General features: G+C 71.3%; 27 protein-coding genes and 1 tRNA gene. 17 read left to right on the top strand and 11 right to left on the bottom strand.

Annotated features, from left to right (window positions below; all coding sequences use genetic code 11):
- Positions 1-71: 71 nt before the first annotated feature.
- Together EXE50_RS10825 and EXE50_RS10830 are read left to right on the top strand one after the other, a co-directional pair.
- On the top strand, positions 72-1,463 hold the full coding sequence (locus EXE50_RS10825) for a cytochrome P450 (protein WP_053770299.1): 1,392 nt from the start codon (positions 72-74) through the stop codon (positions 1,461-1,463).
- A gap of 3 nt (positions 1,464-1,466) precedes the next feature.
- Positions 1,467-1,751 carry a hypothetical protein gene (locus EXE50_RS10830; protein WP_233561640.1) on the top strand — a complete coding sequence of 95 codons (285 nt, stop codon included), beginning with the start codon at positions 1,467-1,469 and terminating at the stop codon, positions 1,749-1,751.
- Between the two features lie 10 nt (positions 1,752-1,761).
- Here the strand turns inward: EXE50_RS10830 and EXE50_RS10835 are convergent, their stop codons facing one another.
- From EXE50_RS10835 to mdh, 3 genes are all read right to left on the bottom strand, one after another.
- Positions 1,762-2,337: a 2'-5' RNA ligase family protein gene (locus tag EXE50_RS10835; protein WP_137705078.1), complete on the bottom strand. Its 576-nt coding sequence runs from the start codon at positions 2,335-2,337 to the stop codon at positions 1,762-1,764.
- A gap of 13 nt (positions 2,338-2,350) precedes the next feature.
- Positions 2,351-2,539: a hypothetical protein gene (locus EXE50_RS10840; protein WP_053770302.1), complete on the bottom strand. Its 189-nt coding sequence runs from the start codon at positions 2,537-2,539 to the stop codon at positions 2,351-2,353.
- Between the two features lie 66 nt (positions 2,540-2,605).
- Positions 2,606-3,520, bottom strand: a complete 915-nt coding sequence (mdh, locus tag EXE50_RS10845) for a malate dehydrogenase (protein ID WP_053770303.1) — start codon at positions 3,518-3,520, stop codon at positions 2,606-2,608.
- A gap of 107 nt (positions 3,521-3,627) precedes the next feature.
- Between mdh and EXE50_RS10850 the strand changes: the two genes are divergently transcribed.
- The 3 genes from EXE50_RS10850 (at position 3,628) to EXE50_RS10860 (ending at position 7,584) form a co-directional block, all read left to right on the top strand.
- The gene (locus EXE50_RS10850) at positions 3,628-4,221 is read left to right on the top strand and encodes a hypothetical protein (RefSeq protein WP_121563330.1); all 594 of its coding nucleotides are present in this window, start codon (positions 3,628-3,630) and stop codon (positions 4,219-4,221) included.
- A 35-nt stretch (positions 4,222-4,256) separates the two neighbouring features.
- On the top strand, positions 4,257-5,669 hold the full coding sequence (locus EXE50_RS10855) for an MFS transporter (protein ID WP_137705079.1): 1,413 nt from the start codon (positions 4,257-4,259) through the stop codon (positions 5,667-5,669).
- A gap of 79 nt (positions 5,670-5,748) precedes the next feature.
- Positions 5,749-7,584: a histidine kinase N-terminal 7TM domain-containing protein gene (locus EXE50_RS10860; RefSeq protein WP_137705080.1), complete on the top strand. Its 1,836-nt coding sequence runs from the start codon at positions 5,749-5,751 to the stop codon at positions 7,582-7,584.
- Positions 7,585-7,639: 55 nt separating this feature from the next.
- Here the strand turns inward: EXE50_RS10860 and EXE50_RS10865 are convergent, their stop codons facing one another.
- The 3 genes from EXE50_RS10865 to EXE50_RS10875 form a co-directional block, all read right to left on the bottom strand.
- The gene (locus tag EXE50_RS10865; protein ID WP_137705081.1) at positions 7,640-8,383 is read right to left on the bottom strand and encodes a DNA polymerase sliding clamp; all 744 of its coding nucleotides are present in this window, start codon (positions 8,381-8,383) and stop codon (positions 7,640-7,642) included.
- 61 nt (positions 8,384-8,444) lie between these two features.
- Positions 8,445-8,750 (bottom strand): hypothetical protein, encoded by a 306-nt coding sequence (locus EXE50_RS10870; RefSeq protein ID WP_053770307.1) that lies wholly within the window; start codon positions 8,748-8,750, stop codon positions 8,445-8,447.
- 130 nt (positions 8,751-8,880) lie between these two features.
- Positions 8,881-10,284 carry a phosphoglucomutase/phosphomannomutase family protein gene (locus EXE50_RS10875; RefSeq protein WP_137705082.1) on the bottom strand — a complete coding sequence of 468 codons (1,404 nt, stop codon included), beginning with the start codon at positions 10,282-10,284 and terminating at the stop codon, positions 8,881-8,883.
- A gap of 144 nt (positions 10,285-10,428) precedes the next feature.
- On the opposite strand from EXE50_RS10875, the gene EXE50_RS10880 reads away from it, so the two are divergent.
- The 7 genes from EXE50_RS10880 (at position 10,429) to EXE50_RS10910 (ending at position 17,168) form a co-directional block, all read left to right on the top strand.
- Positions 10,429-10,983, top strand: a complete 555-nt coding sequence (locus EXE50_RS10880) for an NADPH-dependent FMN reductase (protein WP_053770309.1) — start codon at positions 10,429-10,431, stop codon at positions 10,981-10,983.
- 130 nt (positions 10,984-11,113) lie between these two features.
- A complete protein-coding gene (locus EXE50_RS10885; protein WP_321167088.1) occupies positions 11,114-11,425 on the top strand; it encodes a rhodanese-like domain-containing protein in 312 nt (103 codons plus the stop codon).
- 83 nt (positions 11,426-11,508) lie between these two features.
- Positions 11,509-12,057, top strand: a complete 549-nt coding sequence (gene hjc / locus EXE50_RS10890) for a Holliday junction resolvase Hjc (RefSeq protein WP_053770311.1) — start codon at positions 11,509-11,511, stop codon at positions 12,055-12,057.
- Between the two features lie 66 nt (positions 12,058-12,123).
- Entirely contained in the window at positions 12,124-13,092 is a 969-nt protein-coding gene (rio1, locus tag EXE50_RS10895) for a serine/threonine-protein kinase Rio1 (protein ID WP_137705083.1), read from the top strand.
- 103 nt (positions 13,093-13,195) lie between these two features.
- The gene (locus EXE50_RS10900; RefSeq protein ID WP_053770313.1) at positions 13,196-13,738 is read left to right on the top strand and encodes a KH domain-containing protein; all 543 of its coding nucleotides are present in this window, start codon (positions 13,196-13,198) and stop codon (positions 13,736-13,738) included.
- Between the two features lie 809 nt (positions 13,739-14,547).
- The gene (gene thsA / locus EXE50_RS10905; RefSeq protein WP_121599891.1) at positions 14,548-16,200 is read left to right on the top strand and encodes a thermosome subunit alpha; all 1,653 of its coding nucleotides are present in this window, start codon (positions 14,548-14,550) and stop codon (positions 16,198-16,200) included.
- Between the two features lie 311 nt (positions 16,201-16,511).
- Entirely contained in the window at positions 16,512-17,168 is a 657-nt protein-coding gene (locus tag EXE50_RS10910; RefSeq protein ID WP_053770315.1) for a lactate utilization protein, read from the top strand.
- Between the two features lie 136 nt (positions 17,169-17,304).
- Here EXE50_RS10910 and EXE50_RS10915 read toward each other — a convergent pair.
- Positions 17,305-17,378: transfer RNA gene (locus EXE50_RS10915), tRNA-Lys, on the bottom strand.
- 105 nt (positions 17,379-17,483) lie between these two features.
- Here EXE50_RS10915 and EXE50_RS10920 point away from each other — a divergent pair.
- Positions 17,484-18,815 carry a M20/M25/M40 family metallo-hydrolase gene (locus EXE50_RS10920; RefSeq protein ID WP_137705084.1) on the top strand — a complete coding sequence of 444 codons (1,332 nt, stop codon included), beginning with the start codon at positions 17,484-17,486 and terminating at the stop codon, positions 18,813-18,815.
- A 32-nt stretch (positions 18,816-18,847) separates the two neighbouring features.
- On the opposite strand, the gene EXE50_RS10925 is transcribed toward EXE50_RS10920, so the two are convergent.
- On the bottom strand, positions 18,848-19,510 hold the full coding sequence (locus tag EXE50_RS10925; protein WP_053770317.1) for a hypothetical protein: 663 nt from the start codon (positions 19,508-19,510) through the stop codon (positions 18,848-18,850).
- 83 nt (positions 19,511-19,593) lie between these two features.
- The gene (locus tag EXE50_RS10930) at positions 19,594-20,292 is read right to left on the bottom strand and encodes an SdpI family protein (RefSeq protein WP_137705085.1); all 699 of its coding nucleotides are present in this window, start codon (positions 20,290-20,292) and stop codon (positions 19,594-19,596) included.
- Between the two features lie 108 nt (positions 20,293-20,400).
- Between EXE50_RS10930 and EXE50_RS10935 the strand changes: the two genes are divergently transcribed.
- The 3 genes from EXE50_RS10935 to EXE50_RS10945 all read left to right on the top strand — a co-directional run bounded on the left by EXE50_RS10935 (position 20,401) and on the right by EXE50_RS10945 (position 21,982).
- The gene (locus EXE50_RS10935) at positions 20,401-21,264 is read left to right on the top strand and encodes a tetratricopeptide repeat protein (RefSeq protein WP_053770319.1); all 864 of its coding nucleotides are present in this window, start codon (positions 20,401-20,403) and stop codon (positions 21,262-21,264) included.
- Positions 21,265-21,564, top strand: a complete 300-nt coding sequence (locus EXE50_RS10940) for a DUF424 domain-containing protein (protein ID WP_053770320.1) — start codon at positions 21,265-21,267, stop codon at positions 21,562-21,564.
- 115 nt (positions 21,565-21,679) lie between these two features.
- Positions 21,680-21,982, top strand: a complete 303-nt coding sequence (locus tag EXE50_RS10945) for a hypothetical protein (protein WP_137705086.1) — start codon at positions 21,680-21,682, stop codon at positions 21,980-21,982.
- Between the two features lie 33 nt (positions 21,983-22,015).
- On the opposite strand, the gene EXE50_RS10950 is transcribed toward EXE50_RS10945, so the two are convergent.
- Positions 22,016-23,125 carry an alanine--glyoxylate aminotransferase family protein gene (locus EXE50_RS10950; protein WP_053770970.1) on the bottom strand — a complete coding sequence of 370 codons (1,110 nt, stop codon included), beginning with the start codon at positions 23,123-23,125 and terminating at the stop codon, positions 22,016-22,018.
- A gap of 196 nt (positions 23,126-23,321) precedes the next feature.
- On the opposite strand from EXE50_RS10950, the gene EXE50_RS10955 reads away from it, so the two are divergent.
- Positions 23,322-25,703, top strand: a complete 2,382-nt coding sequence (locus EXE50_RS10955) for an amino acid permease (protein ID WP_137705087.1) — start codon at positions 23,322-23,324, stop codon at positions 25,701-25,703.
- Positions 25,704-25,745: 42 nt separating this feature from the next.
- On the opposite strand, the gene EXE50_RS10960 is transcribed toward EXE50_RS10955, so the two are convergent.
- On the bottom strand, positions 25,746-26,003 hold the full coding sequence (locus EXE50_RS10960) for a hypothetical protein (RefSeq protein WP_049932058.1): 258 nt from the start codon (positions 26,001-26,003) through the stop codon (positions 25,746-25,748).
- Between the last annotated feature and the right edge of the window lie 29 nt (positions 26,004-26,032).

Consider the following 26,032-nt stretch of genomic DNA (forward strand, 5'->3'; position numbering starts at 1 on the left):
CTCCGCGTTTTTCCCCCGCGTACCCTTCCCCTCCGCCGAACGTTTAACCCCGCTCAACCCCCAGAAATCGTATGTCCGTTACGCCGCCCGGACCGCTCGGCGACCCCCTCTTCGGGAACGGTCGCCAGTTCGCTGACGACCCGTTCGGATTCCTGCGCGCCTGCGCCGACAGCTACGGCGACGTGGTGGGGCTTGACCTCGGCCCGCGAGAGACGTACCTGCTCACGAACCCCGCCGACGTCGAGCGCGTGCTCGTCGCGGACGCCGAACGCTACCGCAAGCCGCAGTTCGACGACGCGATGGACACGCTCCTCGGTGACGGCCTCCTGCTGAGCGAGGGCGACACGTGGAAGCGCCAGCGCCGGCTCGCGAACCCCGCCTTCCACAACCGCCGGATCGGCGCGCTCGCCGGCGTGATGGCCGACCACGCCGAGTCGCACGTCGCCGACTGGGAGGACGGCGACGTCGTCGACGTCCAGCTGGAGCTTGCGCGGCTCACCGTGAAGATCATCGTCACGGCCATGTTCGGTGCCGACATCAGCGACGAGGAGGTGAAGACGGTCCAGGAGAACCTCGAACCGCTCGGCGCCCGGTTCGAGCCGGACCCCCGCCGGTTCCTGATCCCGGACTGGCTGCCGACTCGGGAGAACCGCGAGTTCGACGCCGCCATCGACACGCTCGAATCGGTGATCGACGACATCGTCGCCCGCCGCCGCGGTACGGAGCGCGACCCGAGCGTCGACCCCGCCGGGCCCGACGGCACCGGCGTCCGCGGGCCGCCCGGCGACCCCGACGCCGACCTCCCGATGGACCTGCTCTCCGTCCTGCTCCGCGCCCGCGACCGCGGCGAGCAGACCGACGAGAACCTCCGCGACGAGCTGGTGACGATGCTGCTCGCCGGCCACGACACCACCGCGCTCGCGTTGACGTACGCGTTCTACCTCCTCTCGAACCACCCCGAGGCCCGCGACCGCGTCGCGAGCGAGGCCCGGGAGGCGACGGCCGACGGCCCCCTGACCGCGGCCGCCGTCCGCGACATGGACTACACCGAGCGCGCCCTCAACGAGTCGATGCGGCTCTACCCGCCGGTGTACACGCTGTTCCGCGAACCGAAGCTCGACGTGAAGCTCGGGGGGTACCGCATCCCCGAGGGGTCGGCGCTGATGGTGTCCCAGTGGGCGATCCACCGGTCCGGGCGCTGGTACGACGACCCCGAGGCGTTCGACCCGGACCGCTGGACCCCGGAGCGCCGGAGCGAGCGCCCCCGGTTCGCGTTCTTCCCGTTCGGCGGCGGGCCTCGCCACTGTATCGGGAAGGCGTTCTCGCTCCTGGAGGCGAAGATCATCCTCGCGACGGTCTGCTCGCGGTTCGACCTCGATTACGAGGGGCCGGACCTCTCCTTACGCGGGTCGCTGACGATGCACCCGAACCACCCGGTGCCGATGCGGATCCGCGAGCGCTGAGGGATGGCCGGCGCCGACGAGGCGACCCCCGACGGCGAGGCGACCCCCGACGGCGAGGCGACCCCCGACGGCGAGGCGACCTCCGAGGCCGACGTCTACTGCGCCCGCTGCGGCGATCCGCTCTCGCGCGGCCTCGTCGCGAGCGGACGGCGCGCCTGCTGTCTCAACGCGACCCCCATCGCCGGCGTCTGCCCGACGCACGGTCCGGTGGGGCCGCACCACGCGGTCGAGGAGCCGAACGACGACGAGGCGGCCGACGCCGGCGTAACGCCGACCGACCCCGCGTGACCGCGTAACGCTACAGCTCAACGCTCGACGCGACCTCCCGGAACTCCGGGTCCCACACGTCGAGCGCGTGGACCCGCCACCGGACCGGGTCGAACGCGGCGTCGACGAGGTCGGCGACGACGCCCGGCTCCGGGTTCCCGCCCCGCGCCAGCGTGACGTGCGGCACGTAGTCGTCGCCCTCGATTCCCTCCACCGCCCCGAACGCCGCGCAGAGCCGTCGGTGGAGCCGATCCAGTCCGTCGCTCTCGACGGTCAGGTAGACGACCGGCCGCGACCCCGACCGCGGCGCGTCGAAGACGTCGATCCCGGTCACGGCGACCTCGAAGGGGCCGACGCCGGCGAGCGGCCGACGAAGCCGCTCGCGCAGGCGGTCGAGGGCTTCTTCCCGAGGCGGCGGCTCCCGACTCCCTTCCCGCCCACCTCCTTCGTCCCCGTCGCGCTCCCCGTCCCGTACGTCCGCGACGCCGAACCGCTTACAGACGAGGGTGCGGCGCTCACGGACGCGGTCGAACCCCGACAGTTTCGGGTGGAGATCGGCCGCGAGGCGGTCGACGCCGGGCGGCAGCGGGACGTTGAGGCTGAACACGTCGGCGGGCGCCTCAGATCCGATCGGTGAGGTGTAAGGCGATCACGACGACGAGCGCGATCCCGATCAGCGTCGGGAGCGCGTCGAGCAGCCAGAACGCGACCTCCAAGACGGTCCCGACGATCTCCAGGAGAAGCCACACGACGACGAGCAGTAACACGACCTTCAGCAGGTCGTCGGTGTCGATCTCGGCACGGTTCATGCTCCGAAGCGACGCGGCAGCGATAAAAATCCGGTGGGTGTCGGCGGCCGACCCCCGCGAACGGCCCTACGCGATCTTCTCGTACTGCTCGGAGAGCTTCTCGGCGGCCTCGTCGAGCAGATCGGCCTCGTACTCGTCGAGGTCCCACTCGACGACCTCCTCGACGCCGTTCGAGCCCAGCTTCGCGGGCACGCCGAGCGCCGTGTCGTCGTAGCCGTACTCGCCGTCGAGGACGACCGAGCACGGGAGCACCTCGCCGGTGTCGTTGAGGATGGCCTCGACCGTGTGGGCGACGCCGGTGGCGGGCCCCCACTGCGTGGCGCCCTTCCGGCTGATCACGTCCATCGCGGACTCCTGGAGGTCCGCGAGGATCTCTTCCTTCTCGTCGGCGTCGAACGACGGGTCCCGGCCGTCGACGCGCACCTTCGAGAAGACCGGCGCCTGCGCGTCGCCGTGCTCGCCGAGGATCGTCGCCTCGACGTTCTTGACGGGCGCGTCGAAGCGCTCGGAGAGGACGTAGCGGAAGCGCGCGGAGTCGAGCCGGCCGCCGAAGCCGATCACCTTGTGGCGGTCGCGGTCGCCCGCCTCGTAGAGGTGGCGGTTGAGCAGGTCGACCGGGTTCGACGTGGTGACGGTGACGAAGTCGTCGTTGTGCTCGGCGATCGACGACCCGATGTCCTCCATGATCGGCGCGTTGTCGCCGGCCAGGTCGATTCGGGTCTGTCCCTCCTTCCGCGGGATGCCGGCCGTGATGACGACGACGTCCGATCCGGCCGTGTCCTCGTACTCTCCCTGCCGGACGGTCGTGTTCGAGTCGTAGGCGACGCCGTGGTTCGCGTCGGCGGCCTGTCCGATCGTCGTCTCGCGCTGGTCCGGGATGTCGACGAAGACGAGCTCGTCGACCACGTCGCGCAGCGCGAGGTTGTAGCCCGCCGCGGCTCCGACGGTCCCCGCCGCACCGATAACGCTGACCTTTGTCATACCGTCTTGATCCGCGACCGGACGGCGAGTAAACGTTTCGGAACCCCCCAACGTCCGCGGGCGCCGTCGCGAAACCCCTAACTCCCGCGGCGTCGAACCGTCGCCTCGTGCCGACGTTCCGCTACCCGTGCCCGGGCTGTCGGACGACGAACAGCCTCCACGACGCCGACTGCGAGTTCGAGGGCGTGAGCTGGCCGACCGTCGAGAAGGCCTACACGGACCTCCTCTCGGTGCTGTCCGCCGAGCCCGACGGCCTCTCGGAGGCGGCGCTGCGGGACGCGGTCCCCGCCGACTGGGGCGGGCTCCACAAGGCCGCGCTCGGCGCGCTCCGCCGCGACCAGCGCGTCGTCGAGGACGGCGACCGGCTCCGCCTGCTCACCGCCGCGGAGTTCAAGGAGCGCGTCTCCGAGCCCACCCGCGAGCCGATGCGCACCGTCTATCAGCACGGCTCCGTGCCGGGCTGTCACGACAACGCCGTCTTCGCGATGGTGGCGTGGTACGAGATGGTCGGCCTCTCGTGGCCCGAGACCCGCGAGAACGTGATCGAGTGGCTCCGCGAGTCGGGCGCGTGGGACCGCGGCGGCTTCGAGGAGTCGACGCCGGGGGAACTCGTCGACGCCAAGCGCCACGTGTACGACGAGGGGTACGGCTGGAAGGAGAAGGGCCAGGCCGCGAAGCGCGTCATCGAGCGCCACCTGTAGCGCCGACTTAAGTCGCCCCGCGACCTCTCGACACCGTGACACACCCGGAAGCCGGCGCCGCGCCGACCGCGGACCCCGACGCGGCCGCCGTCAGTGACGCCGACGCCGCCGACGCCCCCGACGGCGACGGCGCCGACCGCCCCCCGGCCGTCGCCAACCCCCGCCGCGCGCTCGCCGTCGTGATCGGCGTCGTGTTCATCGACCTCGTCGGCTTCGGGATCGTGATCCCCATCCTCCCCTTCTACGTCCGGTCGTTCGGCGTCAGCGACGCCTTCATCGGGCTGCTCGCGTCCTCCTACTCGCTCGCGCAGTTCGTCGCGGCGCCCACGCTCGGCCGGCTCTCCGACCGGATCGGGCGCCGTCCCGTCCTCTTGGCGTCGCTCGCGGCCGCCGGCGTCGCGTGGGTGACGTTCGGCTACGCCGGCTCGGCCGGCGCGCGCTTCGGCCCCGTCGCCGCGCTGGCGGTGCTCTTCGCCTCCCGCACGCTGGCCGGCGCGATGGGCGGCAACATCGCCGCCGCGCAGGCGTACGTCGCCGACATCACGCCCCGCGACCGGCGGGCGGGCGCGCTCGGCCTCGTCGGCGCGTCGTTCGCGCTCGGGTTCGTCTTCGGGCCGGCGATCGGCGGCCTGCTCGCCGCCGACGCCGTGGTGGCCCGCGCCGACGCGCTCTTCCCCGCGTTCGTCCCCGCGACGCCGTACTCCCTGCCGAGCTTCGCGGCGGCGGGGATGAGCCTCCTCGCGGTCGCCGTCGGGTTCCTCCTCCTCGAAGAGCCGGCGCGGACGCGACCCGCGGGTGACGCGCCGGGCGCCCGCACCACCGCGATCGGCCAGTTCCGGGACGCGCTCGCGTCCGCGTCGCTCCGGCCGCTGACGGTCGCGTACTTCGTCGTCGCCGTCGCGTTCGCGGGCGTCCAGGTGATGTTCATCCCGTACGTCGCGGACGCGTTCGGTTACGACGCGACGGCCGCGGCGTTCCTGCTCACCTACGTCGGCGTCCTCGGCGCGGTGAACCAGGGCGTCGTCGTCGGTCGGCTCTCGCGGGTCGTCCCCTCGCGGACGCTCGTCGCCGCCGGGTCCGTCGTCCTCGCGGGCGCGCTCGCCGCGATCCCCGCGACCGGACTGGTCGACCGGGTCGCGGGCGGAGTCGCCCTCGGCGGGCCGGAGTGGCTCACGCTCCCTCTGCTCGCGCTGCTCGCCGCGCTCGCCGCGCTCTCGCTCGGCAACGCCCTCGTGAACGTCTCGCTGGCGACGCTCGTCTCCGCGTCGGCCGACGACGCCGACCAGGGGGCCGCCTTCGGCGTGACGCAGGGCGCGTCGAGCCTCGGGCGGACCGTCGGCCCGCCGCTGATGGCGGTGCTGTACACGGTCGCCGTCGCGTCGCCGTTCCTGATCGGCGCGCTGCTCCTCGCGCCCGTGGCGCTCGCGTTCGGACGCCGGGCCGGGTGAGCGCCCCGGGCGGGCGGTGAGCGGCCGTCCCGCCTCCGCACGACAGTTTTACGCCCGCCGTCGCCGTCGTGCCTCGCACATGGCCCTCGACCTCGTTCCCGCCTGGCCCGCCGTCGGATCCCTCGCGGGCGGGGCGGGGGCGGTCGCGCTCGCGTGGGCGATCCGCCAACACCGCGGCCGCCCCGGCGTCGACTGGTTCCTCGGCGTCTTCGCCGCGCAGGCGACGTGGTGCGTCTCCTACGGCGTCGGGCTGCTCGTCGCCGACCCGGCGGTCCGCGCCGCGCTGGAGACGGCGATGTGGCTGGGCGTGATCTGGACCGGGGTCGCCTTCCTCGGCTTCGCCTTGGAGTACACCGGCCGGAGCGACGTGGTCCGGAGCCGCCCGTTCGGGGCGGTCGCCGGGTTCGGCCTCCTCTCGTCCGTCCTCGTCGCCACGAACCCCCTCCACGGCGCCTTCTGGACCGACCTCTCGCGCGCCCCCGTCTTCGGCGTCGAGACCGTCTCGTACGCGTTCGGTCCGTGGGCGTACCTCACCGTCGCCGTCGAGACCGTCCTCGTCGCCAGCGCGGTCTTCCTCCTCGTCGACACGCTGCTCAGCTACGGGCCGCTGTACCGCCGCGAGAGCGCCGCGGTCGCCCTGAGCTCGCTGCCGCCGGGGTTCGCGCTGGTCGCGTGGACGCTCCAGCTCGGCCCGGTCCCGCAGCTCCAGCTCGCGCCGGTGATGTTCGTCCCGCACGTGATCCTGGACGCGTACGCGTTCGACCGCGCGGAGATGTTCGACCGGAACCCGACCACCAGCCGCGCCGCCGAGCGCACGGCGATCGACGACCTCCGGGACCCGATCGTCGCGCTCGCGCTCGACCGCCGCGTCGTCCGGCTCAACCCCGCCGCAGAGACGGTGTTAGGCGTCGACGCCGAGACCGCCCGCGACCGGCCGCTCGCCGACTTCCTCGACCTGCCCGTCGGGATCGGCGACGAGGCGATCGACGCCGCCGACGACGACCCCGGCGACGACGAGGCGGGCGGCGGCTCCCGCGAGACGGTTCAGGTCGACACCGCCGACGGCGCCGGTCGCCGCACGTACGCGGTGTCGGTCTCTCGGCTGACCGATCCGAACGGGACCCACGTCGGCTACACGGTCGTCCTCTCGGACGTCACCGAGCGCGAGCGCCGCCGCCAGCAGTTAGAGGTGCTCAACCGAATCTTGCGCCACAACCTCCGCAACGACGCCGGCGTCGTCCGCGGCTACGGCGAGATCCTCCGCGACCGCCTCGACGACCCGGAGCTGGTCCGGATGGCGGACGCCGTCGAGCGCCGCGCCGGCGCGCTGGCCGCGCTCGGCGAGAAGGCGGGTACCGTCGAGCGGCTCCTCGCCGACAGCGACGCCGGGGCGACCGACGTCCGCGACCTCGTCCGCGCGGTCGTCGCCGACGCCCGCGAGCGCGACCCGGACGCCGTCGTCGAACTCGCGGTCGCCGGCGAGCCCGACGCGGAGACCGACGGCGGCGGAGCGGCCGACTGGACCACCCACGTGAGGCCCGACGCGCTCCGCGCGGTCGTCGAGAACACCGTGGAGAACGCGGTCGACCACCACGACGGCGAGGGCGTCGAGCGCGACGACGGCGGGGCCTGGGTGCGCGTCTCGCTCCGCGGAGAGGGCGGCGCGACGGGCGAGTCCGAGGGCGACGACCCCCGATTCGTCCTCACCGTCGCGGACGACGGGCCCGGGATCCCCGACCACGAGGTCAAGGCGGTCGAGTCCGGGCGGGAGACCGCCCTCGAACACGGCTCCGGGCTGGGACTGTGGGTCGTCGCGTGGGGCGCCGCCGCGGTCGGCGCCGAGGTGGAGTACGCCGAGCGGGAGCCGCGGGGAACGCGGGTGACGGTGTCGATCCCGGTCGTGGACGGCGAGTGAGTCGGGTCGGAAAACGAGACCGCTGTTCCTCCCGAAAAGGCAGAATTCGGGCGCGTTAGTCGCTCTGAATGCGCGGAGCTAGCATGAAGGTCACGTTCCCCAGCCCCTCGGCGAAGCCGTAGTGGAGCTTGACGGGGAACTCCTCGCCGAGCTCGACGGTGACCTCGGCGTCGGAGGGGATCGCCTTGTTCATGTCCTTGAGGTAGTCGAGGCTGAACAGCGAGTCGGCGGGGCCGGCGGTGAGCGCGATGAGGTCCTCGCGGTCGAGCTTGAGGTTCACGTCGTCGGTGTCGCCCTCGGCCTCGATGAAGAACGCCTCGTCGGTCTCGTCGACGCGGAGGCGGATGTGGTCGGAGACCATGTCGGCGGCCTTGATCCCGCGGTCGAGCTGGGCGCCCTCGACGACGATCTCGGAGGCGAGATCGAGGTCCGGGATGTCCGGCTCCTGGCGGATCGAGTCGGGGTCGATGAGCGCGAGGGTGTACGAGAGGCCGTCGATCTCGATGTGGAGCTTGCGGGTCTCCTCGTCGAGTTCGAGGTGGATCAGGTCGCCGGAGTTGGCCATGCCGGCGATGTCCTCCAAGCGAGCGAGGTTGACGCCGATGACGCCGCCGTCCGCGTCGTACGACTCGAACGCGGCCGCCTCCAGCGTGAGGTCGACCATGCCGACGTTGGCGGGGTCGACGGCCCGGATGGAGAGCTCCTCCTCGTTCAGGCGGATCTTACACTCGTCGACCAACACGCTCACCGAATCGAGCGCGTCCTGAAACGTCGACGCGCTCACGATGGCCTTGAACATATACGTTCAGCTTGGGCGGTATCACCTAAAAAGGCACCCGATCGGAGCGGCGACCGCCGGCTCAGAGCGACCGGATGAGGCGGGCGACGACGACCGCGAGCGTGACGACGGTCCGCCACAGTCGGAGCCGTTCGAGCCGGTATTCGCGCGTGTCGGGCTCGCCCGCCTCGTCGGCCTCGGCCTCCGGCCCGCGGTCGCATTCGCAGGCCGCGTCGCCGTCGGACCGGTCGGGCGGCGGATCGGTCGTTCGGTCCGGCTCGGCTCGGGCGCTCCGATCGGTCGCGTCGCGCTTCGGCGGCTCGCCGCGCTCGGTCGGGCTCGGTTCGGCGTCGGTACGTTCGGTCGCGGGCAGCGGCTCGTCGGGCATGGTGTCTCTCGGCCGCGTCGGGCCGTACGCGACGATACGCGGTTAATTTATAAATAAACGAACCGAACGCAAGGCGGAACTGAAACTCGTCCGGGCGGCCGGGGCTCCGATCGGTCAGCCCGCCCCGTTCTCAGACCAGCGGCTCGACGAGGTCCCGCCCCTCGTCGAGGAGCTCGTCGACGGCGGCCTCCGAGTCCGCCTCGGCGTACACGCGCAGCTTCGGCTCCGTGCCCGAGGGGCGGACGAGCAGCCACGAGCCGCTCTCCAAGAGGAGCTTGAACCCGTCGAGGGTAACGACCTTCGCGACGGGGGAGCCGCGGACGGACTCCGGGATGTGGTCCTCCAGCTCGTCGAGGACGCCTTCCTTCCGGTCGTCCGGGCAGTCGAGGGACACCTTCCCGGCCGCGATATGCCCGTGCTCGTCGAGCAGGCGGTCGACGCGCGCGTCGAACGGCTCGGCGGCGTGGGTCGCGGCCGCGAGCAGCGCCATCAGCACCCCGTCCTTCTCGCGGACGTGGCCGCGGAGGGTGAACCCGCCCGACTCCTCGCCGCCGAACAGCGCGTCGTGTTCGCCCATCGCCTCGGCGACCCACTTGAAGCCGACCGGCGTCTCGTACACCGATTCGCCGTGTGCCTCCGCGATGCGGTCGACGAGGAAAGTCGTCGAGACGGTGCGGACCGCGGGCCCGGAGTCGGCCTCCAGCAGGCGGTCGTAGCAGGCGGCGTAGAAGAGGTTCGCGTCGAGGACGCCGCGGTCGGGCGTGACGACCGCGATCCGGTCGGCGTCGCCGTCGTTTGCGATCCCGAGGTCCACGTCGCTGTCGGGGTCGGTGACGCGGTCGGCCAGTTCCCCGAGATGTTCCGCCGAGGGCTCGGGGGAGTCGCCGCCGAACGTCACGTCGCGCTCGCAGCGCAGGCGGACGACCTCCGCCCCCGCAGATTCGAGCAGCGCGTCGGTGACGCCGCGCCCGCTCCCGTGCATCGCGTCGTACGCGACCGTGAGCCCGGAGAGGTCGACGCCGCCCTCCGCCCCGGCGAGGTTGCCCACCACCTCGCGGGCCGCGTCGGCGTGGTCGCTCACGAGGTCGACGCGCTCGATTCCGCCGCGCTCGGCCTCGGGCAGCAGGGCGGGCTCCGCGAGCCGGTCGACGACGTCCTCGGTCACGTCGGGGAGCGCGGGCGCGCCGTCGTGGGGGATGAACTTCACGCCGTTGTACTCGGGCGGGTTGTGGGAGGCGGTGACCATACACGCGCCGGCGAGCCCGCGGGCGACGATGGCGTGGGCGATGACGGGCGTCGGCGCGTCGCGCTCGGGCAAGAGTACGTCGAAGCCGTTGCCGGCGAGCACCTCGGCGAGGCTCTCGGCGAACCCCTCGGAGGTCTCGCGGGCGTCGTACCCCACCGCGACCGGTTCGTCGCGACCGGCCGCGTCGAGGTGGTCGGCGACCGCCTGCCCGACGATCCGCACGCGCTCGTCGGTGAAGGTGTCGAGCGTCGCGCGCCAGCCGTCCGTGCCGAAGGCAATCTCGTCCATACCGACCACGTCGGCGGCGAGGGCAATAATGCCCCGTGCCGGTCGCGAGGCTTGCGACGGGCGCCGCGAGCGGCGGAGCCTGGTGAGCGCCCGACGGGTCCGTCGATCGGCCGCGTTTTTGTGGTCGGACCTCGAACCCGAATCATGACCCGAATCGCCGCCGTCTCCGGCAGCCGGAGCGCGGACAGCACCACGCGGGCCGCGCTCCGCGTCGCGCTCGACGCCGCGGCCGACGCCGGCGCGGAGACCGACCTGATCGACCTCGCGGCCGTCGACCTCCCGCTGTTCCATCCCGACGAAGGCGCGCAGGGCGACAGCGAGGCCCTGAAGCGCCGCGTCCGCGAGGCCGACGGCGTCCTCGCCGGCACGCCCGTCTACCGCGGCTCCTACTCGTCGACGTTCAAGAACTTCCACGACTTCTGCGGCTCAGACGAGTACGCGGACACGGCCGTGGGGCTGCTCGCGACCGCCGGCGGCGGCTCCTACGGCGGGACCTTGGAACACCTCCGGTCGACGTTCCGGAACGTCCACGCGTGGACCGTCCCCCACGAGGTCGGGATCCAGGGCGCCTCCTCGAAGGTCGAGACGGCGGCGGCCGCCCCCGACCGCGGGCCGCGGATCACCGACGGGGACATCCGGCGCCGCACGGAGCGGCTGGGCCGGGTCGTCGTCGAGCACGCCGAGCGGATGCGGGAGTGAGAGTGGTCCCGGTCGCCGAGTGCCGGCCGCGGTCGGCAGGGGTTTCCCCCGCGTGGCCGTCCGTCCGCCCATGAGCCGCATCCGCCCGGACGAACTCGACGAACGCCTCGGCACCGACGACTAGCCGTTCCTGCTGGACATTCGGCCCGAGTCGGACTACGGGCGCCGCGCGATCGACGGGAGCCGGAACGTGCCGGTGTACGACGACCTCCGGAGCGGCGACGACGCCCAACTCCGCCGCCGGCTCGACGAGATCCCCGACGACCGTGAGGTCGTCACCGTCTGTAAGATGGGGATCGTCGCCAAGCGCGCGACCCGCGTGCTCGACGAGGCGGGTTACGAGGCGTCGACGCTCGCCGGCGGAATAAGCGGGTGGAGCGGGTACCAGCGCGGGTCGCTCGGCTACAGGATCCGGTCGCTGTGGTGGCGGCTGCGAGGGTGATCGCGCGCGGTCGCGGCACTCGGGCGCCGGAACCCGCCGCCCTTTTGCCCGCCTCGCGCCTACGGCGCCCATGACCGAACCGGGTGACGACGACCGTGTCCGCTAACCGGAAGGGGGACCGCCGCGAGCGCGAGCTGGTGAACGCCTTGGACGAGGCGGGGTTCGCGGTAATGCGCGCGCCGGCCAGCGGCTCCGCCACGGAGCGCGAGCTGCCCGACGTGCTCGCCGGCGACGGCGAGACGTTCTACGCCATCGAGGCGAAGTCGAGCGCGGGCGACCCCATCTACCTCACCGGCGAGGAGGTGGAGGCGCTGCTCTTCTTCGCGCGGAACTTCGGCGCGAAGGCCCGGATCGCGGTCCGGTTCGACCGCGAGGACTGGTACTTCTTCCACCCGGGCGACCTCTACACCACGGACGCCGGCTCCTACCGCGTGAAGAAGGAGACGGCGCTGGCCGACGGCACCGACTTCCCCGAGTTCGTCGGTGAGACCGAGAAGGTGACGCTCGGCGAGGTCGGCGGGGGCGACGGCGACGCGGACGAGGTCGACCCCGAGACCGGGGAGCGGCGGACGATCCTAGAGGCCGTCCGCGACGGCCACATGCCGGTCGAGGACGCGCTCGACGTGTTGTAGCGCGGCGGACCTCCCGCGCCGCGCGACCCCCTCGCTTATCCCTCGTCGCGTCGAACCCCGGGACGAATGAGCGAGGACTTCGGCCTGCTCGAACCCGCGGACCAGCCCGGCGACGAGTGGGAGCAGCTCGACGTCTCCGACACCGAGGCCGACCGGATCGCCCGGCGGCAGGACCGCGAGTTCGACGAGTTCCGCAAGCGGATCAAGGACACCGAGCAGTTCAAGCTACAGGAGTCGGTGTTCGATGACGCCACGCTCGCGGCGGTGTACAAGCTGGTCCAGGACGGCTACGTCGACGCCTTCGGCGGGCCGGTGTCTACGGGGAAGGAGGCGAGCGTCTTCGAGGCGCTCGGCGGGCAGGCCGGCGAGCGACCGGAGCCGGGGTCCGAGGCGGCCGGCGGCGGCCCCGAGGGCGTCGCGCCCGAGCGCGAGGTCGCGGTGAAGGTGTACCGGATCAACTCCTCGAACTTCCGGCAGATGCGCGAGTACTTAGAGGGCGACCCGCGCTTCGAGGGGATCGCGAACGACAAGAAAGCGGTCGTGTTGGCGTGGACCCGCAAGGAGTTCGCGAACCTCGAACGCGCGCGGCAGGCGGGCGTCCGGGTCCCCGAACCGATCGCGGTCCAGCGGAACGTTCTCGTGATGGAGCTGGTCGGGCACGCCGAGGACCGCGCCCGGCGGCTGAGCGAGGTCGACGTGGAGAACCCCGAGACCGCCTACGAGGTCGTCCGCGAGTACATGCGCCGCCTGTACGGCGCCGGGCTGATCCACGGCGACCTCTCGGAGTACAACATGATCATCCACGAGGGCGAGCTGGTGATCATCGACCTCGGGCAGGCGGTGACGGTCCACCACCCCAACGCCGGGGAGTTCCTGACGCGCGACTGCGAGAACGTGGCCGCCTTCTTCACGCGTCAGGGGATCGACGTCGACCCCGACGACCTCCGCGCGTACGTGACGGAGCCCGAACCGGATCCGACGGGTGAGCCGGGAGCGGACGGCGAACCGGAGTCGGACGAAGGGGCGACCGAGTAGACCGACGCGGGCTCCGGCGTAAGCGGCCGAAGACCACCGTCACGCGGCCACACACCGCCCGCGGCGGAACACGCTTAAAAGGCTCCGCCGGGTACCCCGTGGCATGCAACACGTGACGGTTCCGCAGGACCGGATCGGCGTCGTCATCGGCGCCGGCGGCGAGACGATGCGGGAGATCGAAGAGCGGGCGAACGTGCGGCTCGACATCGACTCCGAGTCGGGGAGCGTCGCCATCGAGGAGCGCGACGACCCGGTCGCGGCGATGGTGGCCCCCGACGTGATCAAGGCGATCGGCCGCGGCTTCAAGCCGGAGACGGCGCTGTCGATCCTCGACCACGATCTCCGGACGCTCGATCTGATCGACCTGTCGGAACACACCCGCAACGACAACGACCTCCAACGCAAGAAGGGCCGGATCATCGGCGAGAACGGTCGCACGCGCGAACTGATCGAGGAGCTGTCGGGCGCGAACGTCGTCGTCTACGGCTCGACGGTCGGCGCCGTCGGCCAGCCCGAGGAGCTGGAAGTGGTCCGGCGCGCGGTCGGGATGCTGCTCGACGGCGCCCCGCACGGCGCGGTGTACTCGTACTTGGAGCGGATGTCGAACGAGCTCGACGACGACGTGAGCTTCAGCGCGCCGCAGTAAGCGATATTCGGTCTCGATCTCTGGGCCGTTGATATCGTTCTCTGATTGGTCTCCGCGTGACCCGTAACCGAGGATCAGCGGAGTGTACTAACAGTCGCATATCACGAATACGAATTAAATAGGATCGACCCAGAGAGAATGAGCAAGACCCCAAACGCAACTTGAGGCACAATCGCAAAGAGAAACGATAGGCCAGCAATCATGAGTCCGATACCGAGAAGGGTTGGGACCGTTCTCCCTTCGAATAATCTCGCAGAGTCCTTTGGTTTCGGGGAACCGTCCGTTGCCATGCGAGCACGTCGACATGGACATTATAATAAGTTTTGGTGCTTGGAATAAAATAAACCGGTCACACAGTTACTATCTCTATTCGGCATGCGGTCGGAACCCCCCAGAACCAGTAGTTTCCAACACAGCCGTTTCTGTTTATCATTCCGTGAGTAGTACGGACACTCCCGACTGCCCATTTGAGTCCCGCCCGACCCCGACCGCCACCGCAGCCTCGCGCCTCCCCAGCCTCGTCGCTGGCACCCTCCGCTTCGCTCCGGGATCCAGCGTACTCCCTCGCGCGTGCGACTCACGCCCTTCGGGCGTTCGTCGGCACGCGCCACCGCAGTCCGTCCACAAACACCCAACGCCCAGTACGTGATCTGAAGTTCTATATAAAGGGCCGTGTGAACGCACCGCATGACTCTCGCTAATACCTCCACCGTGTTGCGGTTTCTCACGCACCGAGCAAAGGATTTATATAGAATCACAATCAATCAATGGCTGTAATGTCACAGCGTCAGCGGATGGGCAATCAGCCCATGATCGTACTTTCTGAAGAGTCGCAGCGTACCTCCGGAAAGGACGCGCAGAACATGAACATCACGGCCGGCAAGGCGGTCGCGGAGTCCGTCCGCACGACGCTCGGCCCGAAAGGGATGGACAAGATGCTCGTCGACTCCGGCGGGTCCGTCGTCGTCACGAACGACGGCGTCACCATCCTGAAGGAGATGGACATCGACCACCCGGCGGCCAACATGATCGTCGAGGTCTCCGAGACGCAGGAGGAGGAGGTCGGCGACGGCACCACCTCCGCGGTCGTGGTCGCCGGTGAGCTCCTCGACCAGGCCGAGGAGCTCCTCGACCAGGACATCCACGCGACGACCCTCGCGCAGGGGTACCGCCAGGCCGCCGAGAAGGCCAAGGAGATCCTCGACGAGGAGGCCATCGACGTCTCCGCCGACGACCGCGACACGCTCGTCGAGATCGCCGAGACGGCGATGACGGGCAAGGGCGCGGAGAACTCCAAGGACCTCCTCGCCGAGCTCGTCGTCGACGCCGTCCTCGCGGTCCAGGACGACGACGGCATCGACACGGAGAACGTCTCCGTCGAGAAGGTCGTCGGCAGCTCCATCGACGAGTCCGAGCTCGTCGAGGGCGTCATCGTCGACAAGGAGCGCGTCGACGAGAACATGCCCTTCGCGGTCGAGGACGCCGACGTCGCGCTGTTCGACGGCGCCATCGAAGTGAAGGAGACGGAGATCGACGCCGAGGTCAACGTCACGGACCCCGACCAGCTCCAGCAGTTCCTCGACCAGGAAGAGGAGCAGCTCCGCGAGATGGTCGACCACCTGACCGAGATCGGCGCCGACGTCGTCTTCGTCGGTGACGGCATCGACGACATGGCGCAGCACTACCTCGCGCAGGAGGGCATCCTCGCCGTCCGCCGCGCGAAGTCCGACGACCTCAAGCGCCTCGCCCGCGCGACCGGCGGCCGCGTCGTCTCCAACCTCGACGACATCGAGACGGACGACCTCGGCTTCGCCGGCTCCGTCGCCCAGAAGGACATCGGCGGCGACGAGCGCATCTTCGTCGAGGACGTCGAGGAGGCGAAGTCCGTCACCCTCATCCTCCGCGGCGGCACCGAGCACGTCGTCGACGAGGTCGAGCGCGCCATCGACGACTCGCTCGGCGTCGTCCGCACGACGCTGCTTGACGGGAAGGTGCTGCCCGGCGGCGGCGCCCCCGAGGCCGAGCTGGCGCTCCAGCTCCGCGACTTCGCCGACTCCGTCGGCGGCCGCGAGCAGCTCGCCGTCGAGGCGTTCGCCGACGCCTTAGAAGTCGTCCCGCGCACCCTCGCCGAGAACGCGGGCCTCGACCCCATCGACTCGCTGGTCGACCTCCGCTCCCGCCACGACGGCGGCGAGTTCGGCGCCGGTCTCGACGCCTACACGGGCGACGTGATCGACATGGAGGCCGAGGGCGTCGTGGAGCCGCTCCGCGTCAAGACCCAGGCCATCGAGTCCGCCACCGAGGCGGCCGTCATGATCCTCCGCATCGACGACGTCATCGCCGCGGGCGACCTCAAGGGCGGCGGCACCGACGACGGCGGCGACGACGGCGGCCCCGGCGGCGCGCCCGGCGGCATGGGCGGCGGCATGGGCGGCATGGGCGGCATGGGCGGCGCGATGTGAAGTTCGGCGAGAACTCACACAGCCCCCTGACCCCGACCTGACGCCGAGCCGCACCGCCTCTCGACCGACCGTCGCGCGCCCCTCCGGGCCCGACGACACGCGACTTTTATCGACGACCGGACCCGCGTAGCGACGCGCTCGTTCCTCGGTCCGGATCCACACCTCTCCATGCCGAGTCCCGCGCTACCGACCCCTACATTCGGCTCGCGCGACACGAGGGTAACACCCGCGTCACCACCGGACGGCGGTGTCCGCGAGCGGTTAAGTGACTCCCGGCCCTCCGTTCGCCCGACGAGGTTTTCACGTTCACCATGCCACAGCAGAAGGCCGATTACGCAGCCGACGCCGATATCGACGCGGAACTAGACGAGCTTCCCGACGACGAGACGGTCGAGGAGACGGTCGCGAACTTAGAGGAGCGCGGCTTCGACGCGGTCGTCGTCGACGACGCCGACGAGGCGCTGGAGGCCGTGACGTCGCGGATCCCCGCCGGGGTCTCCGTGATGAACGGGCACTCGACGACGCTCGAAGAGATCGGGTTCGACGAGTTCCTGAGCGAGGGCGACCACGAGTGGGAGAGCCTCCCGGACCGGATCTGGAACATCGACGACGACGCGGAGCGTCAGGCCGCGCGGCGCGAGTCCCAGACCGCGGACTACTTCCTCGGCGGCATCAACGCGGTCGCGCAGACGGGCGAGCTCGTCGCCGCCGACCTCTCCGGCAGCCGGATCGGCGCGTACCCGTTCGCGGCGGGTAACGTCGTCATCGTCACCGGGATCAACAAGATCGTTCCGACGCTCGACGACGCCCTCGACCGGCTCGAGTCGGTCGCGTACCCGCTGGAGAACGAGCGCGCGCAGGAGGCGTACGGCGTCGAGTCCGCCATCGCGAAGCAGCTGATCTACCGCCGCGAGACCGAGGAGGGCCGCACGACGGTCGTCCTCGTGCGCGAGCAGCTCGGGTACTGAGCCCGCGCCGACGCTCCAGGCGCTTTTTCCTCCTTTCGACGGCCTCGCCTACTCCGTTCGCTGCGCGCGACCGGTCTCTTCGAATCCCTCCCGATCGGTTCGCTCGACGGTTCGCGCTGCTCACCGTCTCGCTGTACGGGCCGGGAGGGATTCGAACCCCCGACCGTCCGGTTAAAAGCCGGACGCTCTCCCTAACTGAGCTACCGGCCCAGACGAACTGTCGTAGGGTCAGCCGACGGATAAACGTTTAGAACCGCGGTAGGGGTCGGCGTCGCCACCCGAAACGGTTTCCCGGCCCCCGCCGTCGCCGCGACCATGGACTTCGACATGCGCGCGTTCGCCGCCGACCTCTGTCGGCACCGCTCGACCGCCGGCGAGGAGGCGGCCGCGGCCGCGTTCGTCGCGGAGCGACTCGCCGACCTCGGCTTCGAGACGTACGCCTGGGACGCCGACCCCGCCGTCCTCGCGGACCACCCCTCCTTTCCGGACGACCTCGACGCGGCGGCCGTCGAGGGGCGGCGCAGCGTCGCGGGCGTTCTCGAACTCGGCGACGCGACCGACGCGACCGACGCGGGCGACGGGGACGACTCGGTCCCCACCCTCGTGTTGAACGGCCACCTCGACGTCGTCCCCGCCGAGCCGGCCGAATGGTCGAGCGACCCGTTCGAGCCGGTCTGGGGCGACGGTGCGGCCCGGGACGCGCCGCCCGGCCGCGACGGCGAGACGCTCACCGCCCGCGGCGCCGCCGACATGAAGTCGGGGCTGGCGGCCTGCGTCGGCGCCGCGGTGGACGTCCGCGAGGGGGTCGCGGACGGCTCGGTCGACCTCCCCCCGTCCGGGCTCCGGCTCGTCGTCGAGGCCGTCGCGGGCGAGGAGGACGGCGGCTACGGCGCCGCGACCGCCGCGCTCGCGAGCCCGTTCCCCTTCGAGCGCGACGCGGCGATCGTCGCGGAGCCGACCGAGCTGCGCCCCGTCGTCGCCTGCGAGGGGTCGCTCATGGCCCGGCTGGAGATCGACGGGCGGAGCGCGCACGCGGCCACCCGGTGGCGCGGCGAGGACGTGCTCCCGCGGTTCGAGGCCGTGCGAGAGGCGTTCGCCGACTTAGAGGCCGAGCGCGCCGAGTCGGTGTCGCACCCGCTGTACGAGTCCTTCCCGGTCCCGTGGCCGGTCGTCTGCGGTCGGGTCGAGGCCGGCTCGTGGGCCTCGACGGTCCCGGCGACGCTCGACGCGGAGTTCCGGATCGGCGTCGCGCCCGGCGAGACCGTCGCCGAGGTGGAGGCGGCGTTCCGCGAGCGGCTGGACCGGGTCGCGACCGACGACCCCTGGCTGCGCGAGCACCCGCCCCGGTTCGAGCGGTTCTCGGTCCAGTTCGAGCCGGCCGAGATCGCCGTCGACGAGCCGGTCGTGGAGGCGGTCCGCGCCGGCCTCGCCGCGACCGGCCACCCGGACGTCGAGCCGCGGGGCGCGACGTACGGCGCGGACTCGCGACACTTCGTCGCCGCCGGGATCCCGGCGGTGCTGTTCGGTCCCGGCACCATCGACGAGGCGCACTACCCGGACGAGACGATCGCGTGGGAGGAGGTCGTCGCGGCGCGGGACGCCGTCGCCGCCGCCGCCGAGCGGTTCGCGACCGACTACGCCGCCTAGTCGGCGACGCGCGGTTCCCTCGGTCTCGTCGTCTACCGGTCGTCGCCGAGGTACTCGTCGAGCGCGTCCGCGACGATCGCGCCCGGATCGACGGTCTCCATGGAGGCCCGGCGGCGCAGTTCGACGTAGGTGTCCGCCGGGAGCCGGAGCTGAAGCCGGCCGAGTTCGACCCCCGCGTCGCGGACCGCGGCCGCGACGTCCGCCCCGTCGTTGACCGCCGACGCGACGGCGCGCACCTCGCGGACCGTGAGGTCCCCGTCTATCGTCGCCCACGCGAGCAGGTAGCGGTCCCGCCCGCCGAGCCGCGCGACGTGCTTCGCGGCGCTGGGCGCGATCCGCCCGTTGGCGACCTGCCGCCGGACCGCCTGCGGCAGGTCGTGGACCCGCGCCCACTTGCGGATGAACGCGACGGAGACGCCCTCGCCCCCGCGCTCGGCCGCCTCTTTGTACGACCCCACGCCGCGGACGAGCGCCGCGCAGGCGGCGGCGCCGCGCAGCATCAGGACGTTGTCGTCGTCGCTCACGTCGCCGGCCGCGAAGCGGGCCACCGTCTCCGCGGCCTCCGCGACGCTGTCGGGGTCGTTCGGGTCGAACCCCACCGCGTCCGCGGCCCGGTCGCCCGTCACCGCCGGGTCCGACCGGACCACCGGTTCGCCGACAGGGGACCGCCGGTCAGCGCGTGACTCCTCGGTCATACACGTCCCTTCGGGGCCGCAGGTATAAACGCCGGGCACCGGGGCGGAACTCGCCCGAACGCGGGACGCCCCCGGCGCGGGCCTTACTTCGCCGTCCGGGCGCTCGCGTCGCCGTCGTCCCCCTCGTCCGGTCCGCGCGCGTACAGGACGTACGAGTACGCGACGGTGGCCGCGGCGGTCGCGAGCGCCGGCCCGACGAGGAAGTACACCGCGTACTCGCCGGCGAAGAGGCCGACGACCGCTATCGCGGCGGAGAGCTTGAACAGCCGCGCGCCGAGCGCGTGGGTCCGGTCCCACACGGCGGCGTCGCTGAGCGTCCACGGCGTCCGGATCCCGACGAACCAGTTCGGCTCGACGTGCGGGAGCAGCGTCCCGAGGTAGTAGAACAGCGCGGCCGCGCCGGCCACGGCGAGCGTCGTCACGTCGACCGCGTAGCCGAGGTTGACGGCGAGCACGGCGAGGTGAACGGCGACGAGGAACGCGGTGACCACGACGACGAACCGGTCGTAGTGGACGCGGAACGCGGCGATGTTCTCCCCGAGGGGGTCGATCCGCGGGAGCAGCGCGAACAGGCCGATCAGCCCGGCCGCGAGCCCCGGCACGAACCACATCCCGAGCGTTCGCGGGAGGGTTCCGGTCGGCTCGCCGGCGCCGTTCCACTGCGTCACCATCCGCTCGGGCAAGCCCGGTGCGACCGCGAGGCTGGCGGCGGCGCCGACGGCGACGAGGAGGGCCGCGACGCCGAACCGGAGCCGCGTGGAGAGTCGGGAGTCGGAGGGCATACGCGCGGAGAGACGGGCCCCACCGACGAAAAGCTTCACCCGTGGGAGTCGCCCCCGCGGGCCCGGCACGACGCAACCCTTACGCGTCGTGACCGTCAATCCGGGCGTATGACCGACGAACGCGACGACGACGGCCACGAGTTCTCCTCGGGACAGGGCGTCGACGCCGACTACGACGCGTTCACCCTCGACCCGCCCGAGTTAGGCGAGGACCCGAGCCGCGTCGACCCCGTCGACTCCCGGGTGCTGACCGAGGAGCTGGACCGCCGGAACATCGGCAGCGAGGACGTCGACGTCGAGCAGCTGATCGACGTCGGCCTCTCGTACATGGGGATCAACCGCTTCGAGGAGGCGACGGAGACGTTCGAGCGCGCCGCCAACTTCGCCGAGGAGGGCTCGCTGGAGGCCCAGGAGGCGTGGGTGAACAAGGGCGCCGCCCACGCTCAGTTGGAGGAGTTCGACCAGGCGATCGGCGCCTACCAGGAGGCGCTGCGCATCGACGAGGAGTCCGAACACGCCGCGACCGCCGAGACCAACCTCGCGTACGCCCTCTGGGAGTCCGGCCGGGGCGAGCAGGCGCTCGAACACGCCGAGCGCGCCGTCGAGACCGACCCGCGCTTCGCCGAGGCGTGGTACAACCGGGGGTTCCTCCTGGTCGAGCGCGGCCTCGCCGAGGACGCCGTCAAGTGCTTCGACAACGCGATCCGCCTCGGCTACCGCGACGCGGGCGTCTTAGAGGAGAAGGCCCGCGCCCTCGAGGAGGCCGGCGACCACGAGCAGGCCGAGGAGGTCGCCGACCGCGCCGAGGAGCTCCGCCGCGAGGCGGAAGAGCAGATGGTCGAGGAACAGACCGGGCAGGCGCCCGGGCCGGGCGGCCAGCCCCCGCGGGGCGGTCGCGGCGGTGCCGGCGGTCGCGGCGGCGAGGAGGCCCCGGAGCGCGAGCTCCAGGGCGAGGGGCCCGAGGGCTTCTGAATGCTGCTCCGCGAGCGCGAGACCGCCGAGGGACGGCTCGTCTCCGTCTGCGACCCGGACTGTCTCGGCGAGACGTACGACAACGGGCGCGCGACGCTCACCGTGAGCGAGGCGTTCTACGGCGGCGACGACGCCGTCGAGGCGACCGCCGACGAGGTGGTCGAGGGGCTCCGGCGCGCGCAGGTCGCGAACATCGTCGGCACCGAGGCGGTCGGCGTCGCCGTCGAGGCCGGCCTCGTCGACGAGGAGACCGTCCTGGAGTTCGACGGGACGCGGCACGCGCAACTGCTCTGGCTGTAGACGCGGCCCGGTCCGACTGACTCGGACGCGCGGTCCGTCGACGTCGCGGTCGCCGTCGCCCGCCGTCTCGTCGGGATCCGAACCGGCTAAGTGCGCGCGCGACGAGGCGGATCCGATGAGACGACTCACGCGGAGCGAACTGGCGTCGCGGCTGGGGCCGCGGCAGCCGTCGGACGCGTTCTGGCGCCGCGCCGTCGACCGGGGGGAGGCGGCGCTCGGCGTCGGTCCCGACGCGGTCGCCGCGGCGGCGAGCGGGGGCGCGACCGCGGACGGCGGCGACGAGCGGCGCGAACCGCTCGCCACCGGCGACATCGTCGACGTCGGCGACCACGCGTTCGTCGTCGTCGACGCGACCCCGACCGAGGCCGGCGGGCGGACCTACCGGATCGAACTGGTCGCCGACCGCGACGGGGACTGACGCGGCTCGAACTCGGTCGGTGCGGGCGCCGGATTACAGGTCCGCCACGTCCTCGATGGCGTCGGTGAGCGCTTTCACGCTCTCGACCGTGTGCTCGCCCATGTGCCCGATCCGGAACGTCTCCTCGCCGAGGTCGCCGTAGCCGTTCGAGAAGGCCATGTCGTACTCCTCGTTCACTTCCTCGATCGTCGCGGCCACGTCGATCCCCCGCGCGTTCTCGATGCAGGCGACCGTCTGCGACTCGTAGCCCGCCTCGGGGAACATCGCGAAGTGCTCGTCGGCCCAGTCGTGGACGTACTCCATCATCTCGCGGTGGCGCGCGTCGCGGGCGCGGTGCCCCTCGTCGAGCATGCGCTTCATCTGCGTGCGGTACGCCAACATGATCGGGATCGCGGGCGTCGAGTGCGTCTGTCCCTTGCGGTCGTAGTAGTCGATGGTGCGGCGGAAGCCGCCGTACCACGAGGAGTCGCCCTTCTCGACCTCGCGGTCGTAGGCGTCGTCGCTCACGACGCAGACGGCGAGCCCCGGCGGCATCGCGAACGCCTTCTGGGTGGACGCGAAGACGGCGTCGATCCCGTGTTCGTCGATGTCGACGTAGTCGCCGCCGAGCGAGGAGACGGCGTCGACGGCGAAGTAGGTGTCCGGGTACTGCTTGAGGACGTCGCCGATCTCCTCGACCGGGTTCCGGACGCCCGTGGAGGACTCGTTCATCACGCCCGCGACCATGTCGTAGTGGACGTCCGCGGACTCGATCGCGTCGCGCACGTCCTCGGGCTTGACCGCCTCGCCCCACTCGTACTCCAGGCGGTGGACGGTCTTCCCGAGGCGCTCGGCGACGTTGGCGTAGCGCTCGCTGAACGCGCCGCAGGTCGGCACGAGGACGTGCTCGTCGACGAGGTTGAGCGTCGTCGCCTCCCAGAACTCCGTGCCGGAGCCGGTGAGGATCACGACCTCGTTGTCGGTGCCGAGGAACTCCTTCGTGTCCTCGACGATGGTGGTGTAGAGGTCGGTCATCCGGTCCATCCGGTGGCCGAACATCGGCTCGGCCATCGCCTCGATGACGTCGTCGCGGACCTCGGTCGGGCCGGGGATGAACAGCGTCTTCTCGTCGTAGTCGTCGCGGTATTCGCGTTTCTTCGTCACGGGATCCACCTGTTAGATCGTACCGGGGCGCGTGAGGGTATGGTCCTTGTGTTCCGTTCAAAAGGCGCGACGCGCGGTCGCCGTCGCCTCGCGGAAACGGTGCCGTCGCCCGGATCAGCCGGGTTTATACGACCGGGCGGTTGAATTGTGGTATGATACACGCACCGAGAGTCGCAACCGCCGGAGGTGGCCCGCCGTGAGCGGCGACGAGGAGCTCGCGAAGGACCTCGGTCCGCTCGCGGCGCTCACCATCGGGATCGGGACGATGATCGGCGCCGGGATCTTCGTGCTGCCCGGCACCGCGGTCGCCCGCGCCGGCCCGCTCGCGGCGTTCACCTTCGTCCTCGGCGGCGTGATCGCCTTGTTCACCGCGCTGTCCGCCTCCGAGCTGGGGACCGCGATGCCGAAGTCGGGCGGGGCGTACTTCTACGTCAACCGCGCGCTCGGCCCCATGTTCGGCTCCGTCGCGGGGTGGGCGAACTGGCTCGGGCTCGCGTTCGCGTCGGCGTTCTACATGTACGGCTTCGGCGAGTACGTCAACGCCTTGGTCGGCCTCGGGCCGATCGGGCTCGGATTCGTGACGCTGGAGGCGGCGCAGGTGATCGGCCTCGCGGGCGCGCTGCTCTTCATCGCCGTCAACTACTTCGGCGCGAAGGAGACCGGCGGGCTCCAGATCGTCATCGTGATGTCGCTTCTGGGCATCCTCGCCGTCTTCACCGTTGTCGGCCTGCTGAACGCCGAGATGTCGTCGCTTCGCCCCCTCGCGCCGCCGGGGACGACGAGCGAGGTGCTCCCGGTCACGGGGATCATCTTCGTCTCGTATCTGGGCTTCGTCCAGATCACCTCGGTCGCCGAGGAGATCAAAAATCCCGGGCGGAACCTCCCGCTCGCGGTCCTCGGCTCGGTGATCATCGTTACGGTCGTCTACGCGCTGTTCCTCCTCGTGCTGCTCGCCGCGGTGCCGAACGAGCTGGTCGCGAACAACGAGACCGCGGTCGTCGACGCCGCCAGGCTGCTGTTCGGCGAGTACTCGCTGTTCGGCTTCTCGCTGGGCGCCGTCGGCGCCGCCATGCTGCTGATCGGCGGGCTGCTCGCGACCGCCTCCTCCGCGAACGCCTCGATCCTCTCGTCGTCCCGGATCAACTTCGCGATGGGCCGCGAGAAGATCGTCACCCCGAAGCTCAATCAGATCCACGAGCGGTTCGGCACCCCGTACAAGTCGATCGCGCTCACCGGCGCGCTCATCGTCCTCTTCCTCGTCGCCGGGAGCGTCGAGTCGCTGTCGACGATGGGGTCGGTGCTCCACCTCGTGGTGTACGGCCTGCTCAACCTCGCGCTCATCGTGATGCGCGAGTCGGAGGTCGAGGGGTACGACCCCGACTTCGAGGTCCCCTTCTACCCCGTCGTCCCGATAATCGGCGCGGTGTCGTCGTTCGCGCTGATCTACTACATCGACCCGACGATCATCCTGCTGTCCGCCGGCCTCGTCGTCTTCGCGCTGCTCTGGTACCTGCTGTACGCCCGCGGGAAGGTGGAGTCGCGCGGCGTGCTCGGGACGTGGATCCTCGACCGCTCCGAGGACCTGCCCGAGCCGGCCGTCTCGGCGGCGACCTCCGTCCAGCCGAGCGGCGGCGACTACCGCGTGATGGTGCCGCTCGCGAACCCCGCGACCGAGGAGCACCTGATCACGCTCGCGTCCGCCATCGCGAAGCAGCGCGACGGCACCGTCGTCGCGGTCAACATCGCGAACGTCCCCGACCAGACCTCCCTGGAGGCGGCCCGCGACCGCGGCGCCCACGAGGCGGCCCACGGCCTCCTTGACCAGGCCCGCGAGGACGCCGAGACGTTCGGCGTCGACGTGGAGACGCACGTCGTCCTGTCGCACCGCGTGTTCGAGGAGGTGTTCGACGCCGCGCGCACCTACGGCGCCGACATGACCGTGATGGGCTGGGGGAAGGACTCCCACGGGGCGCCGGGGCGCGCCGAGTCCGCCGTCGACGAGCTGGCGTACTCGCTCCCCTCGGACTTCCTCGTGTTCCGCGACCGCGGCTTCGACGCCTCGCGCATCCTCGTGCCGACCGCTGGCGGTCCGGCCTCCGACCTCTCCGGGGCGGTCGCGAAGATGCTCCAGACGGAGTTCGACGGCGAGGTCACCCTGCTCCACGTCGCCGAGGACGGCGAGGAGGAGGAGGGCCGAGCGTTCCTGTCCGAGTGGGCCGACGAGCACGACCTCTCGGACGCGGCGCTCCGGATCGAGACCGGCGACGTGGAGGACAGCATCGAGCGCGCCGCCCGCGACGCGACGATGCTCATCATCGGCGCGACGCAGAAGGGGCTGCTCTCGCGGCTGGTCCGGGGCTCGCTCGTGTTAGACGTGCTCAACGAGGTGGAGTGCTCCGTGCTGCTCGCGGAGAAGCGCAGCGACCGCGGCATCCTCGACCGGCTGTTCGGGAGCGGCGCGCGGTCGAACGAGGTCACCGACGGAGCGGAGACGCCCGCCGATACCGGCGTCGAGCCGGCGCCGTCCACGCCCGAGATAGACGAGGGCGGGTCCGGCGAGGAGTCGAAGGCGGACTGACGCGGCGGTCGCTTTTTACTAGCGGAGGGCGAGTGCCCCGCGTCAGCCCCAGTGCCAGAAGTGGTTGTCGTCGTCCTCGACCGGGTCGGTGCGTTCCCGGAGGGCGGCCACGTCCTCGGCGGTCGGCTCGTGGTCGTCCGGCAGCCGCTCCATGCAGTCGAAACAGAGGAAGAACTCCGAGCCGTCGGTGAGTTCGAGCGTCAGTCCCTGCGTCGACTCGAACGCGAAGTTCCACAGGTCGCCGATCCCGCCGGCGATCCGGACGGACCGCTCGCAGACGTCGCACGCCTCGGAGGCCATACTCGGAGGTAACGGGGCGCGCGGGGTAA

This window comes from Halorubrum sp. ARQ200 (assembly GCF_005435115.1).
Taxonomy (GTDB): Archaea; Halobacteriota; Halobacteria; order Halobacteriales; family Haloferacaceae; genus Halorubrum; species Halorubrum tropicale.

Bases quoted from the DNA above. Each gene is read 5' to 3' on its own strand.
- EXE50_RS10825 (WP_053770299.1), top strand. From the start codon at position 72: ATGTCCGTTACGCCGCCCGGACCGCTCGGCGACCCCCTCTTCGGGAAC.
- EXE50_RS10830 (WP_233561640.1), top strand. From the start codon at position 1,467: ATGGCCGGCGCCGACGAGGCGACCCCCGACGGCGAGGCGACCCCCGAC.
- EXE50_RS10840 (WP_053770302.1), bottom strand. From the start codon at position 2,539: ATGAACCGTGCCGAGATCGACACCGACGACCTGCTGAAGGTCGTGTTA.
- mdh (WP_053770303.1), bottom strand. From the start codon at position 3,520: ATGACAAAGGTCAGCGTTATCGGTGCGGCGGGGACCGTCGGAGCCGCG.
- EXE50_RS10860 (WP_137705080.1), top strand. From the start codon at position 5,749: ATGGCCCTCGACCTCGTTCCCGCCTGGCCCGCCGTCGGATCCCTCGCG.
- EXE50_RS10865 (WP_137705081.1), bottom strand. From the start codon at position 8,383: ATGTTCAAGGCCATCGTGAGCGCGTCGACGTTTCAGGACGCGCTCGAT.
- EXE50_RS10870 (WP_053770307.1), bottom strand. From the start codon at position 8,750: ATGCCCGACGAGCCGCTGCCCGCGACCGAACGTACCGACGCCGAACCG.
- EXE50_RS10875 (WP_137705082.1), bottom strand. From the start codon at position 10,284: ATGGACGAGATTGCCTTCGGCACGGACGGCTGGCGCGCGACGCTCGAC.
- EXE50_RS10880 (WP_053770309.1), top strand. From the start codon at position 10,429: ATGACCCGAATCGCCGCCGTCTCCGGCAGCCGGAGCGCGGACAGCACC.
- rio1 (WP_137705083.1), top strand. From the start codon at position 12,124: ATGAGCGAGGACTTCGGCCTGCTCGAACCCGCGGACCAGCCCGGCGAC.
- EXE50_RS10900 (WP_053770313.1), top strand. From the start codon at position 13,196: ATGCAACACGTGACGGTTCCGCAGGACCGGATCGGCGTCGTCATCGGC.
- thsA (WP_121599891.1), top strand. From the start codon at position 14,548: ATGATCGTACTTTCTGAAGAGTCGCAGCGTACCTCCGGAAAGGACGCG.
- EXE50_RS10910 (WP_053770315.1), top strand. From the start codon at position 16,512: ATGCCACAGCAGAAGGCCGATTACGCAGCCGACGCCGATATCGACGCG.
- EXE50_RS10920 (WP_137705084.1), top strand. From the start codon at position 17,484: ATGGACTTCGACATGCGCGCGTTCGCCGCCGACCTCTGTCGGCACCGC.
- EXE50_RS10925 (WP_053770317.1), bottom strand. From the start codon at position 19,510: ATGACCGAGGAGTCACGCGCTGACCGGCGGTCCCCTGTCGGCGAACCG.
- EXE50_RS10930 (WP_137705085.1), bottom strand. From the start codon at position 20,292: ATGCCCTCCGACTCCCGACTCTCCACGCGGCTCCGGTTCGGCGTCGCG.
- EXE50_RS10935 (WP_053770319.1), top strand. From the start codon at position 20,401: ATGACCGACGAACGCGACGACGACGGCCACGAGTTCTCCTCGGGACAG.
- EXE50_RS10940 (WP_053770320.1), top strand. From the start codon at position 21,265: ATGCTGCTCCGCGAGCGCGAGACCGCCGAGGGACGGCTCGTCTCCGTC.
- EXE50_RS10945 (WP_137705086.1), top strand. From the start codon at position 21,680: ATGAGACGACTCACGCGGAGCGAACTGGCGTCGCGGCTGGGGCCGCGG.
- EXE50_RS10960 (WP_049932058.1), bottom strand. From the start codon at position 26,003: ATGGCCTCCGAGGCGTGCGACGTCTGCGAGCGGTCCGTCCGGATCGCC.